This window comes from Saccharopolyspora sp. NPDC049357 (assembly GCF_040677225.1).
Taxonomy (GTDB): Bacteria; Actinomycetota; Actinomycetes; order Mycobacteriales; family Pseudonocardiaceae; genus Saccharopolyspora.
Map to the genome: position 1 here is coordinate 1 of NZ_JBFAQJ010000050.1, position 16,409 is coordinate 16,409.

At 69.1% G+C, this 16,409-nt stretch carries 13 protein-coding genes, 1 tRNA gene and 1 pseudogene; 9 read left to right on the forward strand and 6 right to left on the reverse strand.

Features of this window, described 5'->3' with window-relative positions; all coding sequences use genetic code 11:
- A pseudogene (locus AB0J91_RS28855) lies at positions 1–252 on the forward strand (hypothetical protein); the annotation flags it as partial.
- Here AB0J91_RS28855 and AB0J91_RS28860 read toward each other — a convergent pair.
- A complete protein-coding gene (locus AB0J91_RS28860; RefSeq protein WP_363875056.1) occupies positions 222–1,406 on the reverse strand; it encodes an amino acid deaminase/aldolase in 1,185 nt (394 codons plus the stop codon). The pseudogene AB0J91_RS28855 and the gene AB0J91_RS28860 overlap by 31 nt on opposite strands.
- Before the next feature lie 95 nt (positions 1,407–1,501).
- Here AB0J91_RS28860 and AB0J91_RS28865 point away from each other — a divergent pair, with 95 nt between their 5' ends.
- Positions 1,502–2,836 carry a D-arabinono-1,4-lactone oxidase gene (locus AB0J91_RS28865; RefSeq protein ID WP_363875059.1) on the forward strand — a complete coding sequence of 445 codons (1,335 nt, stop codon included), beginning with the start codon at positions 1,502–1,504 and terminating at the stop codon, positions 2,834–2,836.
- Here AB0J91_RS28865 and AB0J91_RS28870 read toward each other — a convergent pair whose 3' ends face one another.
- The 4 genes from AB0J91_RS28870 to AB0J91_RS28885 all read right to left on the reverse strand — a co-directional run bounded on the left by AB0J91_RS28870 (position 2,837) and on the right by AB0J91_RS28885 (position 5,961).
- Positions 2,837–3,493, reverse strand: coding sequence for an SDR family oxidoreductase (locus AB0J91_RS28870; protein ID WP_363875062.1), 657 nt, complete (start codon positions 3,491–3,493; stop codon positions 2,837–2,839).
- A 289-nt stretch (positions 3,494–3,782) separates the two neighbouring features.
- Complete coding sequence (locus AB0J91_RS28875; RefSeq protein ID WP_363875121.1) at positions 3,783–4,415, reverse strand: hypothetical protein; 633 nt, start codon at positions 4,413–4,415, stop codon at positions 3,783–3,785.
- A 354-nt stretch (positions 4,416–4,769) separates the two neighbouring features.
- Positions 4,770–5,558, reverse strand: a complete 789-nt coding sequence (locus tag AB0J91_RS28880; protein WP_363875065.1) for an IclR family transcriptional regulator — start codon at positions 5,556–5,558, stop codon at positions 4,770–4,772.
- Between the two features lie 320 nt (positions 5,559–5,878).
- Positions 5,879–5,961: transfer RNA gene (locus AB0J91_RS28885), tRNA-Leu, on the reverse strand.
- 216 nt (positions 5,962–6,177) lie between these two features.
- Here AB0J91_RS28885 and AB0J91_RS28890 point away from each other — a divergent pair.
- The 7 genes from AB0J91_RS28890 to pknB are packed head-to-tail and all read left to right on the forward strand — an operon-like array spanning position 6,178 to position 15,663.
- The gene (locus AB0J91_RS28890; protein ID WP_363875068.1) at positions 6,178–7,515 is read left to right on the forward strand and encodes an FhaA domain-containing protein; all 1,338 of its coding nucleotides are present in this window, start codon (positions 6,178–6,180) and stop codon (positions 7,513–7,515) included.
- A gap of 46 nt (positions 7,516–7,561) precedes the next feature.
- Positions 7,562–8,023, forward strand: coding sequence for an FHA domain-containing protein (locus AB0J91_RS28895; protein WP_132626305.1), 462 nt, complete (start codon positions 7,562–7,564; stop codon positions 8,021–8,023).
- A complete protein-coding gene (locus AB0J91_RS28900) occupies positions 8,020–9,468 on the forward strand; it encodes a PP2C family serine/threonine-protein phosphatase (protein ID WP_363875071.1) in 1,449 nt (482 codons plus the stop codon). Before AB0J91_RS28895 ends, AB0J91_RS28900 begins: the two co-directional genes overlap by 4 nt.
- Entirely contained in the window at positions 9,468–10,892 is a 1,425-nt protein-coding gene (locus AB0J91_RS28905; protein WP_363785316.1) for an FtsW/RodA/SpoVE family cell cycle protein, read from the forward strand. Before AB0J91_RS28900 ends, AB0J91_RS28905 begins: the two co-directional genes overlap by 1 nt.
- A complete protein-coding gene (locus AB0J91_RS28910; protein WP_363785318.1) occupies positions 10,889–12,343 on the forward strand; it encodes a penicillin-binding protein 2 in 1,455 nt (484 codons plus the stop codon). Before AB0J91_RS28905 ends, AB0J91_RS28910 begins: the two co-directional genes overlap by 4 nt.
- 3 nt (positions 12,344–12,346) lie before the next feature.
- Entirely contained in the window at positions 12,347–13,705 is a 1,359-nt protein-coding gene (locus AB0J91_RS28915) for a serine/threonine-protein kinase (protein ID WP_363875074.1), read from the forward strand.
- Positions 13,702–15,663, forward strand: a complete 1,962-nt coding sequence (pknB, locus tag AB0J91_RS28920) for a Stk1 family PASTA domain-containing Ser/Thr kinase (RefSeq protein WP_363875077.1) — start codon at positions 13,702–13,704, stop codon at positions 15,661–15,663. Before AB0J91_RS28915 ends, pknB begins: the two co-directional genes overlap by 4 nt.
- Before the next feature lie 67 nt (positions 15,664–15,730).
- Here pknB and AB0J91_RS28925 read toward each other — a convergent pair whose 3' ends face one another.
- Entirely contained in the window at positions 15,731–16,375 is a 645-nt protein-coding gene (locus AB0J91_RS28925; protein WP_363785326.1) for an aminodeoxychorismate/anthranilate synthase component II, read from the reverse strand.
- Positions 16,376–16,409: the final 34 nt, after the last annotated feature.

The following is a 16,409-nucleotide window of genomic DNA, read 5'->3' on the forward strand; positions in this document are numbered from 1 at the left end:
GCCGAGGAGTTCCAGCTCGACCCGGCCGACCTCGCCCTGCCGCTGACCGTGGCCGTCGAAGCGGCGGACGCCGTGCTGCACCTGGCGTTCCGGCGCGATCCCAACGGCGACCAGGCGATGCTGGCCGAGGCCAAAGACCTGGTCCGCGGGTACTTGTCCAACCGGATCGCCGAAGGAGAACGAGTCAGCTCGGCCGTGGTCGGGCGAACGATCATGCCGCGTTACCCGAACGACCTGCCTTCCCCGCGGTAGGTCGGCGCCTCTTCGACGGCCGAGACCCCGCCGTCGACCAGGTGGTACCGGTTGAACCGCTCCGCGAGCTCCCCGGCCTTGGAGTGCCGGAACCAGACCCGGTCCCCGATGCGCAGGCCGCGCGCCGCCGCACCGGTCACCGGTGTCTGCACCTCACCGGCACCCTCGGCCCCCAGCAGTCCCAGACCCTCCGGCCAGTGCGGGGCCGGAACCCGGTCCGCCCCAGGCGGACCCGAAGCGATGTAACCGCCGCCGAACAGCGTCGCGATGCGCCTGGCCGGTCGATGCACCACCGGCAGGGCGTAGAGCACGGCCGGCCGCGGCTGGAAAGCGCGGTAGGCGTCGAACAACGTCGGGCCGATCAGCCCCGAACCCGCCGCGATCTCGGTGATGATCCCGTCCTCCACCGCTGTCCGCTCCAGACTTCCGGTGCCGCCGCCGTTGACGAACGCCAGATCCGCGACCTCGCGAACCTCGCGCACCACCGCCGCGCGCCGCTGCGCCAGCTCGGCCGCCGAGCGGCGTTGGATGCCGCGCAGCAGCGCCCCGCGCAGCGGCCTGCCGGGCGGGGCGTCGCCGAGCCCTGCGATCTGCCCCTCGTACGCCATCAGCCCGACCAGCTGGAATCCCGCGCGCCGCTGAGCGGCTTCGGCGAAACGCCGCACCTGCGCCGGGGTGTGCAGCGGGGAACGGCGGGTGCCGATGTGCACCCCGGGCACCGGCCGCCACGAGGCGTCGACTTCGACGCACAGCCGGATGTCCGGCCGGTCGCGCCCCACCGCGGCGTCGATGAGGTCCAGGTGATCGATCGAGTCGACCATGACGCTGATCGCCGCGGCGGCTGCCGGGTTCGCGGCCAGTTCCCGCAGCGCGGAGCCGTCCGCGGTCGGGTAGGCGACCAGGAGGTCGTCGCTGAGGCCTTCGGCGTGCAGCCACAGGGCTTCGGCAAGGGAGTAGCACATCAGGCCCGAGTAGCCGTCCATCCGCAGCGCGCGGGTGATGAGCTCCCGGCACCGGACGGATTTCGTGGCGATCCGGATCGGCACACCGGCCGCGCGGCGCACCATGTCCTGGGCGTTGTGGTCGAAGGCTGCCAAGTCCACCGCTACGAACGGTGCCTCGATTTCGCTGGTGATCTCGTCGATCCGGCGCACGCCGACAACCGTAAGCCGATGGGCCTTGTTATGTGAATCGGTTTCACATAACTTCAGCCCATCGCGCCGACCACCTCACCCATTGGAGGCCCGGCATGCAGCGTGATCCGGCCACCGCACGGCCGTGGACCAACTGGGGCCGCACGACCACCGCGCATCCGGCGCGGGTCGTCGCCCCACGAGACACCGCCGAAGCGGCCGAAGCGATCCGCGCCGCGGCCCGGGATGGCCTGCGGGTGCGGCCGATCGGGTCCGGGCACTCGTTCTCGGCCGTGGCCTCGCCGGAATCCGGTGTGGCGCTGGACCTCCGGCACTGGTCGGGGATCATCCACGCCGACCCGTCGACCGGCCTGGTCACCGCGCACGGCGGCACTCCGCTGCACGTGCTCAACGCCGAACTCGACTCGCTGGGCCTGGCGATGGCCAACCTCGGCGACATCGACCAGCAGACGATCGCCGGCGCCATCTCCACCGGAACGCACGGCACCGGAGCCGGTCTCGGCGGTCTGGCCACGCAGGTGGAAGCGCTGGAACTGCTGCTCGCCGACGGCAGCGAGGTGCGCTGCTCGGCGACCGAGAACCCCGAGCTGTTCGCCGCGGGCAGGCTCGGCCTGGGCGCGCTCGGCGTGATCACCACCGTGACGCTGCGCTGCGTCCCGGCGTTCACGCTGGCGGCCGAGGAACGTCCGGCGCCGCTGGAGGAGGTGCTCGCCGACTTCCACGGGCTCGCCGAGGCCCACGACCACTTCGAGTTCCACTGGTTCCCGCACAGCCGCAACGCCATGGTCAAGCGCAACGACCGGCATCCGGGACCGCCGCGCCCGCTGCATCCCGTGCGGCACTTCCTGGAGTACGAGGTGATGGAGAACCACCTGTTCGGCGCGGTCTGCGGGATCGGGAAAGCCGTTCCCGCGCTGGTCCGGCCGCTGAACCGGATCTGCGCCGCGACCTGGTCGGCCCGCAGCTACCAGGACCGCTCGTTCCGGGTGTTCACCACGCCGCGCCGGATCCGGTTCGTGGAGACCGAGTACGCGTTCCCCCGCGAGATCGTCCCGGACGTTGTGCGCGAACTGCGCGAGGTCGCCGCGCGGCTGGCCGACCCGGTGATGTTCCCGGTGGAGGTTCGGGTCGCCCGAGCCGACGACGTGTGGCTGTCCACCGCTCACGGCCGCGACACCGGCTACATCGCGGTGCACCAGTTCCTGGGAATGCCCTACCGGCACTTCTTCGACGCCTTCGAGGCGATCGCCCGGGACGCGGGCGGGCGACCGCACTGGGGGAAGATGCACCGCCTGGACTCGACGGCGTTGTCTCGCATTTACCCACGGTTCAACGAGTTCCGGCAGGTCCGCGCCTCGGTGGACCCGGGCGGGATCTTCCACAACTCGTACCTGGACCGCGTCCTGGGACCTGTGGATAACCCGAACTGATTACCCCGCCGCGGCACGCACCGCGTCGGTGATCGCAACGTCACCACCGACGAGCTCCAGGGCCCGTCCGGAGGTCCCCGGTTCGAGCAGCAGGGCCGCCAGAACGGCGGCCACGTCGCGGCGCGTGACCTCGTCCCGGCCGACTTCCTCGGCGAGCGTGACCCGGCCCGTCGGCTCGTCGTCGGTGAGCCGTCCCGGGCGCAGGATCGTCCACTGGAGATCGCGCCCGCGCAGGTCCTCCTCGGCCGCCCGCTTGGCGTCCAAATAGGCCCCGAACACCGGGTCCACGTCGGGCGGGTTGGGGGTCCGGGTGCCCATCGAACTCACCTGCACGAAGCGTCGAATTCCGGCCTGTTGACAGGCATCCGCGAGCAGCGCGGAGGCTCCGCGGTCCACTGTGTCCTTGCGCGGAGCACCGCTGCCGGGACCCGCTCCCGCGAGGAAGACGGCGGCGTCCACTCCGGACAGCCGGCCCGCCAGCTCGGCCGCTCCGGTGCTCTCCAGATCGAGCACCAGGGGCTCGACGCCGTCGGCTTCGAGGTCGGCCGCGTGGTCGGGGTTGCGGATGATTCCGAGGACCTGATCGCCCCGTTCGGAGAGCAGTCGGCCGAGCGGCCGAGCGATCTTCCCGTGGGCTCCGGCGATGACGATGCGCATGTCCCCACGGTATGCCCGACGCCGCTGCTCAACCGTTCAAGCACGGCCTGTGGACAACTCCCGATTTCTGGGGATAACCCACCTGTGGACACACCTGTGGACAACTCCGCGAGAAGCCTCGAACCGAGTCGGCGGACGGAGCCCGCCCACGCTGCGCGGTAGCGTGGTCCGGGCGGGCACCGTCCGCTTCTCTCCCCCTCCAGCAGGCAACCCCCGCCCACTGGTTCTGGTAAGTGCAGTTCCAGTTGAAGCCCCCCGGTCCAACTGGAACTGCGGCCCCCAGGGGCCTTCAGCTGCGCGACGGCGCTGGGGCTTCAGCCGACAGCAGTTGCTGGTAGACGACCTCGTTCACCCATCGCGAGACCGCGGTGTGCTCGACCGGCGGCGCGTCGTCGAGGCTGTGCCCCGGAAGTTCTTCGCGCACGTCGTCACCGTCGGCGCTGAGCACCGCGATGCCGAACTGGCGGGCGCGGATCAGGCAGGTCTCGGCGAAGTCCGGCGCGACGGCCACGCTGCGCGGCACGACGATCGCCGCGTCGACGAAGCGCGCGAACGGCACCGCGGCGGTCAGCGCGGTGCGCCAGTGGCGCGCCGGCGCGAGGACTCCGGTGATGCGGGCCGCGGGCGGTGGCACCCGGCCGTCCATCTCGGGCCAGACCCAGGTGGCGATCTCCGCGCGGTCCAGAACCGGACCGCTGGCGAAGACCAGGCGTTCGGCGTGGGCTTCGGGCACCAGTTCCGCGGTGGCGATGATCTGGCGTCCGAGCAACTTCACCGGCGGCAGCACGCTGCCGCTCCAGCCCATCGCGTCCACCGATCGCTGGGCGAGCCGACCCATCGAGGCGGCCTGCCCCAGCGGCGACCGGACCTGCGTGGTCGAGCAGGCTCGGAGCTCGTCTTCGGACCAGGCATGTCCCGGCATTGCGGTCACAGCGTTCCGCCTCCCTCGCGCTACGTGCACTCCGCGACTTCAACTTCCCCCGGCCACCGGTGCGGGGGCCACGTTGACTAAAACAGCTCCGAGGCGGTTCTGCGCTGCTCATCGGGGGTCGCTGCGATCGGCGGCGGGCAGCTGTCGGTGACCGGTCGACGAATGACATGGAGGCTTCAGCCCCGCCATGCGGCCAAACAGGTGATCGGTACCCGACACCCGCACGACGACGCCTTCCGCCCATCATTCATGGCCTTCAAAATCGCGGCATGATATCTGCGCCGGTCACACGACCTGCACAAATGTACAGTTGACGGATTATTCGACCAGTAAGCGGAAGATTATTCATCGCTGCAGCGCGTCGAGGTTGACCCGTTCGCCCTCGGCGAGCCGCTGCCGGATGCCGTCGGCAGCGGGCAGCAGCGAGCGGACGAGCCGGGTGATGTCGGCCCGGACGCTGTGGGCGACCACGCCGAGCGCCGCGACGACCGTTCCCGAGGTGTCGTGGACGGGCACGGCGACCGAGCAGTTCCCGAGCGTCATCTCCTCGTTGGCGGAGGCGAAGCCGCGCGTGCGGACTCCCTGCAGCTCGCGGCCGAGCCGGCCGGGCTCGGTGATCGTGTAGGCGGTGTGCCGGGACAGCCCCGTCTCGCAGCAGGAGTGCAGAACGCTCGCGGGCGCGTGCGCGAGGAGGACCTTGCCGACCCCGGTCGCGTGCAGCGGCAGCCGTCCACCGGTCCGGGAGACGATCGGCACGGCCTTGGGCGTCGTGAGCTTCTCCACGTACACGGCGTCCAGTTCGTCCCGAACCGCCAGGTGCACGTTGTCGTGAGTGGTTTCGCACAGCTCCTGCATGTAGGGCAGCGCGGCTTCGCGCAGCCGCCCGTTCACCGGGGCCAGCAGTCCGATCTCCCACAACCGCAGCCCGATGACGTACCGCCCGTCGGGGTCGCGCTGCAGCGCACCCCAGAGCTCCAGCTCGCGCACCAGCCGGTGCGCGGTGGCCAGCGGGATGTCGGCCCGCTGCGCGATGGCCGTCAAGGTCAGCCGAGGGTGCTCCGCGTCGAAGGCGGTCAGCACGCTCAAGGCACGAGCGGTCACCGACCGCCCAGGATCCCGACTGTTTCCCGCCACGAGGCCACCTCCGAGCCACAACCCCCAGCCGGACACCCCCACCCCAGCACAAGAAGCACCCAACACCAAGAAAGATCACGAAAAGATTTCGCTCAACGCTGAACACCCACCCCACCACGAAAACAGCAAGGAGAAGGGAGGAAACGCCACTCGAGGCCGAAGGCCGAGCACAATGCTTTACGTGAGCAGGCCGAAGAAGAACCAAGGCGACGACCAGGAAGAACGAGCCCAGCCGCACCGTGGGGGGCATGGGGGGTTCGACCCCCCAACACGAAGACGAAGAAGGCCCCCGGCGAAGCATGAGCCGGGGGCCTTCGAAGTGGGCGAGGAGGGAGTTGAACCCTCACGTCCTTTCGGACACACGGACCTGAACCGTGCGCGTCTGCCATTCCGCCACTCGCCCGTGGCACGATGAGAAGCTTAACTTGCCGCTTTTCACCGCTGGGCACCGGGGTGAGCTTTCGCTTTTCCCTGCTGCCCTGTTGGCGAAAAGAAGATTAGCACGGCCCTGAGAGGGGTCTGCGCAGGGGGGTCAGGAAGTTGGGAGCAGGGCGGTGTCTCGGGCCGTGGGCCCAGATACGATGGTCGGCAGAAGTCGTACGCGTGGAGGGATATTGCCGTGGGCCTCGTGCAGCGCTTTGAGCGCCGGATCGAAGGCATCGTCGGTAATGGCTTTGCGCGCGTGTTCGGCGGGAACGTAGTTCCGCAGGAAGTCGCCCAGGCCTTGCAGCGCGATGCTGAGCTGAAGGTCAGGGAGCTTGCCGGTGGTCGGTTGCTCGCTTGTAACCACTACGTTGTGCAACTGAGCCCGTCGGACCATGATCGGCTCACCGGCGATGAGGACCGGGTGACGGACCTCCTCGCCGACTGCGTTCAAGAGCACCTCACCGAGCAGGGGTGGGACACATATGGTGACGTCGTAGTCTCCCTGGAGCGCTCTGAAACGCTGCACACGGGACAGTTTCGAATCAGTTCGACCGTCGACCCCGATGTAACCCGACGGCCGACACAACCGCGTACCGCAGGAGACCGACCCATGAGCCAGCCACCAGGCCACTACCCCCAGGGAGATCCGTACAACCAGCAGGGGCAGTACGGCTACGACCAGGGATACGGCCAAGGCCAGGACCCCAACTACGGCTACGGTCAGCAGCCCGGCTACGACCAGCAGGGTTATGGCCAGCAGCAGGGCTACGGTCAGCAGCCCGGCTACGACCAGCAGGGCGGGTACGGCCAGCCGCCGCAGCCCGGTTACGACCAGGGCTACCCGCAGCAGCCCGGCTACGACCAGGGCTACGGCCAGCCGCCGCAGCAGCCCGGTTTCGACCAGGGTTACGGGCAGCCGCCGCAGCAGGGATTCGACCAGGGCTACGCACAGCCACCGCAGCCCGGCTACGACCAGGGTTACGGCCAGCCCCAGCAGGGTTACGACCAGGGCTACGCACAGCCGCCCGGTTTCGACCAGGGCTACGGCCAGCCCCAGCAGGGATTCGACCAGGGCTACCCGCAGCAGCCTGGCTTCGACCAGGGCTACGGCCAGCCGGGCGGTGCCTACCCGCAGAGCGCTCCGGGCGGTTTCCCGGACCAGGGCGGCTACGGCCAGCCCGGCGGTGGCTACCCGCAGAGCGCACCGGGCGGTTACCCGGCCGGTGGTCCTCGTGGTCAGATGACCGCCACGCTGCACCTGGACGACGGTTCGAACCGCTCGTACACGCTGCAGCAGGGCTCGAACATCATCGGCCGCGGACAGGAGGGCCAGTTCCGCCTTCCCGACACGGGGGTCTCGCGCAAGCACATCGAGATCACCTGGGATGGTCAGAGCGCGATGCTGGCTGATCTCGGTTCGACAAACGGCACCACGGTGAACGGCACTCCGGTGCAGACTTGGCAGCTGGCAGATGGTGACGTGATCAGGGTCGGGCATTCGTCCCTGGTCTTCCGCGCCCAGCAGGGCTGAGCGCGGACCGCCGATCCCCGAATACGAGTAGGAGCGTTCACAACAAGTGCCGGAGCTGGTTATTCAGCTGACCAGAGCAGGGTTTCTCGCCCTGCTCTGGTTGTTCGTGCTGGCTGCGCTTCGCGTGGTTCGTTCAGATCTCTACTCCGCGTCGGGGATGCGAGTCCCGATGCCAGGTGCGAGTCGGGCCCCGGGCAAAGCCCGGGGCAAGAGCAAGGCGCCCCGCCAGATGGTGGTGACGCACGGCGCTCTCGCCGGCACGCGCATTTCCCTGGACGGCCGGCCGATCCTGATCGGCCGAGCCGATGACTCCACGTTGGTGCTGGACGACGACTACGCGTCGACCCGGCACGCTCGGTTGTCGCTTCGCGGCTCCGATTGGTACGTGGAGGATCTAGGCTCCACTAACGGCACATACCTCGATCGGGCGAAGGTCACGGGGCCGACCAAGGTCCCGCTCGGCGTTCCGATCAGAATCGGCAAGACGGTGATCGAGCTGCGCTCATGACCCTCGTCCTTCACTACGCAGCCCGCAGCGACCGCGGCCTGGTGCGCTCCAACAACCAGGACTCGGTCTATGCCGGCCCACGACTACTCGCCCTCGCGGACGGCATGGGTGGACATGCCGCCGGTGAGGTCGCCAGCAAGGTCGTCATCGCGGCGTTGGCGCCGTTGGATGATGACGAACCAGGTGACGACCTGCTCGGACAGCTCCGCGGTGCGGTGCTGGACGGCAACAGCGCGATCGCCGAGCTGGTGGCCAACGACCCGGAGCTGGACGGGATGGGCACCACCCTCACCGCTGTGCTGTTCGCAGGCAGCAAGCTGGGTCTGGTGCACATCGGTGACTCCCGCGCATACCTGGTCCGCGACGGCGAGCTGACCCAGATAACCCACGACGACACCTTCGTGCAGTCGCTGATCGACGAAGGCCGGATCACCGAGGAGGAGGCCGCCAACCACCCGCAGCGCTCGCTGCTGCTGCACGCGTTGACCGGCCACGAGGTGGAACCGAGCCTGGCGATCCGCGAAGCTCGCGCGGGCGATCGCTACCTGCTGTGCTCCGACGGCCTGACCGGCCCGGTGAGCACGGAGACGATGGCGGAAGCCCTGCGCATTCCGGACCCGCAGCAGTGCGCGGACCGGATGATCGAGCTGGCGCTCAAAGGTGGCGGTCCGGACAACGTGACCGTGATCATCGCCGACGTCGTCGACGTCGAGTTCGGCGACGACGCCCCCATAGTCGGGGGTGCGGCGGGAAATGGCGATGAGCATCCGCAACCCGATTCGTCGGCGGCGCGCGCTTCCGCGGTGACCATGCCGCGGCCGCAGCCGAAGCGTTTCGAGCCCACCTCACCTCCGGCGGAGAAGCCGCGCAAACGGCGCTGGCTGACCCCGCTGGTGGTGGCCTGCGGCGTGCTCATCGTGTTGGCGGCTGTCGCGCTGGTTGGGCGTTGGTGGGTGCTCAACCAGTACTACATCGGCGTGAACCGCGCCGATGAGGTCGTGATCTACCAGGGCGTTCAGGGAGCCACGCTGGGCGTGGCGCTGAACTGGCAGGTCGAGACCTCCTGCCCGCCGGACTCCGCCAAGGACTGCCAGCCGATCAAGCTGAACGACCTGCAGGAAGCGCAGCGTCCCGACGTGCGCAACGGCATCACCGAGGTCAACGGCCTCACCGAGGCGCGGGAGGCGATGCGGCGGCTGCGGATGACCGCGCTGCTGCCGGAGTGCCAGACGCCCGAGCCTTCGGTGCCGACGGTTCCGCCCGTTCCGGGTGCCCCCGTTCCGGGTGCGCCGACACCGCCTCCTCCCGGTCAGCCGCCCGTGCAGCCCACCCCGGGTGCTCCGACGCCTGGTCAGGCCCTGCCGCCGGAGTCCTCGGCGGCGGACGCCACGCCGCTGCAACCGGAGGAGCCGAAGCCTGGCGTGAACTGCCGGACGGTGAGTTGATGTCCGAACCGGCCGCTACGACCGGAGCAGTCAACGGGGCCCCCCGAGTCAACACTCGGCGGGGCACCGAACTGTTCATGCTCGTTTTCTCCGCGATCATCGTGACCGCGGCGTTGATCTTGGTGGAGGTTTCGCAGGAGCAGACCGTCACCCGTGAGCTGCTGTTCTACGGGGTCGCGTTCCTGATCCTCTACGGCGCCGCGCACTTCGGCGTGCGCTACTTCGCGCCGTACGCCGACCCGTTGATCCTGCCGCTGGTGGCGTTGATCAACGGGCTCGGTCTGGTGATGCTGCACAGGCTGGACCTGGCCCCGGTCGTCGGGGCGCCGTACACGCCGAAGCAGATCCTCTACACCACGGCCGGCGTGGTCATGTTCATCCTCGTCCTGTGGCTGGTGAAGGATCACCGCACGCTCGCGCAGTACGGCTACACGTGCGGTTTCGTCGGGATCGCGCTGCTGGCGCTGCCCGGTGTGCTGCCGGCGAGCATCTCGGAGGCCAACGGCGCGAAGCTGTGGGTCAACCTGGGTTTCATCTCGATCCAGCCGAGCGAGTTCGCCAAGATCCTGCTGCTGATCTTCTTCGCCTCGTTCCTGGTGGGCAAGCGCGAGCTGTTCACCACGGCGGGCAAGCGGTTCCTCGGTGTGGACTGGCCGCGTCCGCGTGACCTCGGCCCGGTGCTGGTCGCCTGGGTCCTGTCCATCGGCATCGTGGTGCTGGAGAAGGACCTGGGCACCTCGCTGCTGTTCTTCGGCATCGTGCTGGTGATGATCTACATCGCGACCGAGCGCGCGGTGTGGGTCGGCCTCGGCCTGACGTTGTTCGCGGCGGGCGCGGTCATCGCCTTCAACCTGTTCTCGCACGTCCAGGTCCGGGTGAACACCTGGCTCGACCCGATGATGCGGGTGGCCGACGGCGAGTCCGACCCCGGCTACCAGCTGCGCACCGGCCTGTTCGGGATGGCCCACGGCGGCATCCCGGGTTCGGGTCTGGGCAGCGGGATGCCGAACATCACGCCGCTGTCGTTCAGCGACTTCATCATCCCGGCGCTGGGCGAGGAGCTCGGCCTCATCGGGCTGATGTCGTTGCTGCTGGTCTACGTGCTGCTGATGATGCGCGGGCTGCGCAGCGCGCTGGCGGTGCGCGACTCCTTCGGCAAGCTGTTCGCCGGCGGTCTGTCGTTCACCATCGCGCTGCAGCTGTTCGTGGTCGCCGGCGGTTCGACGGGTCTGATCCCGATGACCGGTCTGACGGCGCCGTTCCTGGCGGCCGGTGGTTCGTCGATGCTCGCCAACTACGTGCTGATCGCGCTGCTGTTGCGGGTGTCCGACGCGGCCCGCCGCCCGCAGGCCCCGGCCAAGCCCAAGCCCAAGCAGGCGCCGATCGCGGAAGCGCATACGGAACTGGTGGAGCGTCCCCGATGAACAAGCCGCTGCGCCGAGTGGCGCTGGCCATGATGGCGATGGTCCTGCTGCTGATGGGCAACATGACCTACGTCCAGGTCATCAAGGCCGACGAGTACCGCGAGGACGCCCGCAACACGCGCACCCAGCTGGAGGAGTTCTCCCGGGAGCGCGGTCAGATCATCGCGTCCGGTCAGTCGCTGGCCAGCTCTTCGCCGATCGAGCACGACCGCTACAAGTTCCAGCGGACCTACCCGAACGGCCCGCTGTACGCGCCGGTCACCGGGTTCTACTCGTTCTTCTACGGGTCGAACGGCGTCGAGCGCGCCAACGACAAGATCCTCAACGGCACCGACGACAGCATGGCGTTCGGCCGGATGTCGGACATGATCACCGGCAACACGCCGCGCGGTGGCAGCGTCGAGCTGACCATCAGGCCGGAGATGCAGCAGGTCGCCTACGACCAGCTGACGAAGAAGGGCTTCCAGGGTTCCGTGGTGGCGCTGAACCCGTCGACGGGCGAGATCCTGGCGATGGTCAACGCGCCCTCCTACGACCCGAACAAGCTCACCGGCCCGGATAACAACCAGGTCGCCGAGCAGTGGAACGCGCTGAACGAGGCCGAGGGCAACCCGATGGCCAACCGGGCGGTCTCCGAGATCTACCCGCCCGGTTCGACGTTCAAGCTGATCACCGCGGCCGCTGCGCTGGAGAACGGGTACAACCCGAACAGCCAGGTGCAGGACGCCGCGTCGATCACGCTGCCGCAGACGTCGACCCAGCTGCCGAACTACGGCGGCAAGAAGTGCTCGGGCAACACGCTGACCGACGCGCTGGCGCACTCCTGCAACACCGCGTTCGCCGAGATCGCGGGCAAGGTCGGTGCGGACAAGCTGCGGGAGACCGCGGCGTCGTTCGGCTTCGGCCAGGACCTGCAGATCCCGATGAGCGTGGCCAAGTCCGACCTGGGCCCGATGGACGACGGTGCGTCGCTGTACCAGAGCGGCATCGGCCAGCGCGACGTGCGCGTCACGCCGATGCAGAACGCGATGATGGCCGCCACGATCGCCAACGGCGGCAAGGTGATGAAGCCGCAGCTGGTCAGCGCGACGAAGGCTCCCGACATGGAGGAGCTCGACTCCCTCCGCCCCGAGGAGCTGGGCCAGGCGGTCACGCCGGACGTCGCGGGCAAGATCCGCGACATGATGATCAAGTCGGAGCAGAACACCAAGGGCTCCGGCAAGATCACCGGGATCGAGATCGCCTCGAAGACCGGTACCGCTCAGCACGGCGACCCCGGTGACCGGCCGCACGGCTGGTACGTCGCGTTCGCGCCTGCCGCCAACCCCACGATCGCCGTCGCGGTGATCGTGGAGAACGGTGGCGACGAGGGCGACGAGGCCACCGGTGGTTCGCTGGCAGCCCCCATCGGCCGGGAGGTCATCCGGGCCGGTTTGCGGGGAGGTGGCTGATCCGTGCTGACCACCGGCCAGTTACTCGCCGAGCGCTACCGCCTCGGCCGCCGCATCGCGGTCGGCGGAATGGGCGAGGTGTGGGAGGCGGTGGACGTCCGGTTGGACCGGACGGTGGCGGTCAAGGTGCTCAAGGCCGAGCTGTGCGGGGACGCCGAGTTCCTGCACCGCTTCCGCACCGAGGCCCGCACCACGGCGTCGCTGAACCACCCGGGAATCGCAGCGGTCCACGACTACGGCGAGACCGCTGCGGTCCCCGACGGTCCGGAGGACACCGCCTACCTGGTGATGGAGCTGGTCGAGGGAGAGCCGCTGGCGGCGATCCTGGCTCGGGAACGGCGGATCAACACCGATCACACGATGGACATGCTGGAGCAGGCGGGCCAGGCGCTGCAGGCCGCGCACGAGCGCGGCCTGGTGCACCGGGACGTCAAACCCGGCAACATCCTGATCACCCCCGAGGGCAAGGTGAAGCTGACCGACTTCGGCATCGCCAAGGCAGCCGACGCGGCACCGGTCACCCGCAACGGGATGGTGATGGGAACGGCGCACTACATCGCGCCGGAGCAGGCGCTCGGCAGCGACGCGACACCGGCCAGCGACGTGTACTCGCTGGCCGTCGTCGGTTACGAGTGCCTGATGGGGCACCGCCCGTTCCTCTCCGAGAACGCGGTGACGGTCGCCATGATGCACATTCGCGACATCGCTCCACCGCTCCCGCCGGACGTTCCGCCGGGAGTGCGGGCGCTGGTCGAGGCGACCCTGGTGAAGGACCCGCGCCGGCGCTACGCCGACGGCGGGGAGTTCGCCTCCGCGGTCGCCGCGGTGCGCGCGGGTCGGCCGCTGCCGACGCCGTCGGCCCTGGTCGCCCAACAGCAGCGACCGGTGAACGTGCACGGGCCGGGCACCGGCGTGCACCCGGCGCCGCCGGGTCCGCCACCGATGGGCAACACCTATCCGCCCGGCATCATCCCGCCCCAGCAGCCCGTGCAGCAGCAGGCGGTTCAACAGCACCAGGTTTCACAGCAGCAGGCCCCGATGCCGGTTCCGGCCAACGCCTCGGGGGTGGCAGGAGCCATGGGTGGCAATGCTCACCGGGAAAGCGGCAACACCAGGGTTGTCGTGTGGATTCTCGTCGCGGCGCTGGCGGTAGTCTTGCTGGTCGCCATCGGTCTGCTGACGTATTGGGCGGTCAACCGCCACGACCTCGGCATGTCCGGACGCGGTCCGGTGGCCACCCTGAGCCTGGATTCCACGAACGGTTTGGGCCAAACTTCGCATCGGCAGGAACCCATGATCGGAATGCCTCCCGCGGGTGAGATGGGACGATCGTTGACAAGGATCGGAACGACGATTCGATGAGTTCACCTCGACTTCTATCCGACCGCTACGAGCTCGGCGAGACTCTCGGCTACGGCGGTATGTCGGAGGTGCACAAGGGCCGCGACACCCGCCTGAGCCGAGACGTCGCGGTCAAGATCCTGCGTGCCGACCTAGCCCGGGACCCCACCTTCCAGCTGCGCTTCCGCCGCGAGGCGCAGAACGCGGCAGCGCTCAACCACCCGGCGATCGTCGCGGTCTACGACACCGGCGAGACGGACTCCGAGAACGGGCCGCTGCCCTACATCGTCATGGAGTACGTCGACGGCCGGACGCTGCGCGACATCGTCAAGACCGAGGGACCGCTGTCGCCCCGGCGGGCGATGGAGGTCATGGCGGACGGTTCGGCCGCGCTGGACTTCAGCCACCGGCACGGGATCGTGCACCGCGACGTGAAGCCCGCCAACATCATGATCACCCGCTCCGGTGCGGTGAAGGTGATGGACTTCGGCATCGCTCGCGCGCTGGCCGACGGCCAGGCGGCGGTGACCCAGACGGCGGCGGTCATCGGCACCGCCCAGTACCTCTCGCCGGAGCAGGCGCGCGGCGAGGCGGTGGACGCGCGAAGCGACGTCTACGCCTCCGGCTGCGTGCTCTTCGAGCTGCTCACCGGGGAACCGCCGTTCACCGGTGACTCGCCCGTCGCGGTGGCCTACCAGCACGTCCGGGAAGAACCCCGCAAGCCGTCCGACGTCGTTCCCGCCACCCCCGCGTCGCTGGACGCCGTGGTGCTCAAGGCGCTGAGCAAGAACCCGGCCAACCGCTACCAGTCGGCGGCCGAGATGCGCGCCGACCTGGTCCGCGTGCTGTCCGGTCAGCGCCCGAAGGCTCCGATGATCATGTCGGAGGAAGAGCACACCGCGATGCTCGGCCAGGGCGCCGGCCCCACCGAGATGATCGGCTCCGGCCGGCACCGCTCGGACGACGTCGAGGACTACCCGCCGGCCCACCAGCCGGAGCGCCGGCGCAGCAAGAACGCCGTCGTCGCGCTGGTCACCCTGGCCTGCGTGGCCGTGTTCGCGCTGGCCGCGTGGCTGGTGACGATGCTGGTCGGGGTGGGCAACCCGGATCGCGTCCCGGTCCCGAACCTGATGGGCATGACGGCCCAGGCCGCGAACGAGAAGGCCAAGTCGGAGGGCTGGATGGTCCTCCCGCGGTCCTGCCCATCACCGGAGGACAAGCGCGGCACCATCGTGAACCAGACGCCGAGGGCGGGAACCCAGAGCGTCAAGGCCGAGACCAAGATCGAGCTCTGCGCGGGCACCGGGCCGGAGTCCACCGCGGTCCCGGACCTGTCCGGCATGACCATGACCGAGGCTCAGCAGGCCCTCGAAGCCGCGGGGCTGAAGATCGGGCTGAACCCGGACAAGAAGGAGACGTCCGACCCCAAGCAGGTCGACAAGATCCTCGACTGGGACAGCAAGGGCTCCGAGGTCGCCAAGGGCACCACGATCAACGTCGTGGTCGGCCAGGCGATCCCGCAGACGGAGGTCCAGGACCTGCGCGGCCAGCAGCTGGAGACCGCGAGGGCGTTCCTCGTCGGCGCCGGTTTCAAGGTCAGCGTGGAGCAGCGCGACTCCTCCGAGCCGCCCAACACGGTCATCGACCAGTCGCCGTCCGGTGGCACCAAGGCCCGAACCGGTTCGACGGTGACCCTGGTGGTCTCCAAGGGCAACCAGATCACCATGCCGCAGCTGCAGAACATGTCGAAGAACGAGGCCGAGGCCGCGCTGAAGGCCGCAGGCTGGAACGGCACCCTCAGCGAGTCCGAGCAGCCCACCGGTGATTCGTCCAAGGACGACAAGGTCCTCAGCAGCTCGCCGCAGGCGGGTCAGAAGATCAGCAAGGACCAGTCGATCACGATCTACGTCGGCAAGTACGACAGCTCCAGCACGAGCTCGCCCCCGGGCAGCGGAGGCGGGTTCTTCCCGTTCCCCTGAGGGGACTGACGAGAGCGGGGCGGTGGCCGAGTGGCCACCGCCCCGTTTCGCGTTCGAGGAGTGCTGGTCAGCGGGCCGATGCCGCTGCGGCGACCTTGCGCATCTCGGCTTCGAGCTGGTCGACGACGTGATCGGCCACCGGGTGACCTGCCGAGGCCATCCAGTTGGCGAGCATCCGGTGGCCGCCGTCGGTGAGCACCGACTCGGGGTGGAACTGCACGCCCTCGATCGGCAGCTCGCGGTGGCGCATGCCCATCACGATGCCGGACTCGGTGCGCGCGGTGACCTCGAAGTCGTCCGGGATGGTGTCCGCGCGGACGATCAGCGAGTGGTAGCGGGTCGCGATGAACGGCTGCGGCAGTCCGGCGAACACACCGGCCCCGGAGTGCTCGATCTCGCTGACCTTGCCGTGCAGCAACTCGGGGGCGCGCTCGACCGTGCCGCCCCACACCGCGCCGATGGCCTGGTGCCCGAGGCACACGCCGAAGGCCGGCTTGCGCTCGGCGGCGCAGCGCTGGATGAGCTCCATCGTCCGTCCCGCACGGTCCGGAGTCCCCGGACCGGGGCTGAGCAGCACGCCGTCAGCAGCGGCCACGTCGTCGTCCGTGACCACGTCGTTGCGGCGCACCTCGCACTCGGCTCCGAGCTGGGCGAGGTACTGCACGAGGTTGTAGACGAAGCTGTCGTAGTTGTCGACCACCAGTACACGCACGCGCCCAGACTACGCGTCCGGCGCATCCGAATTT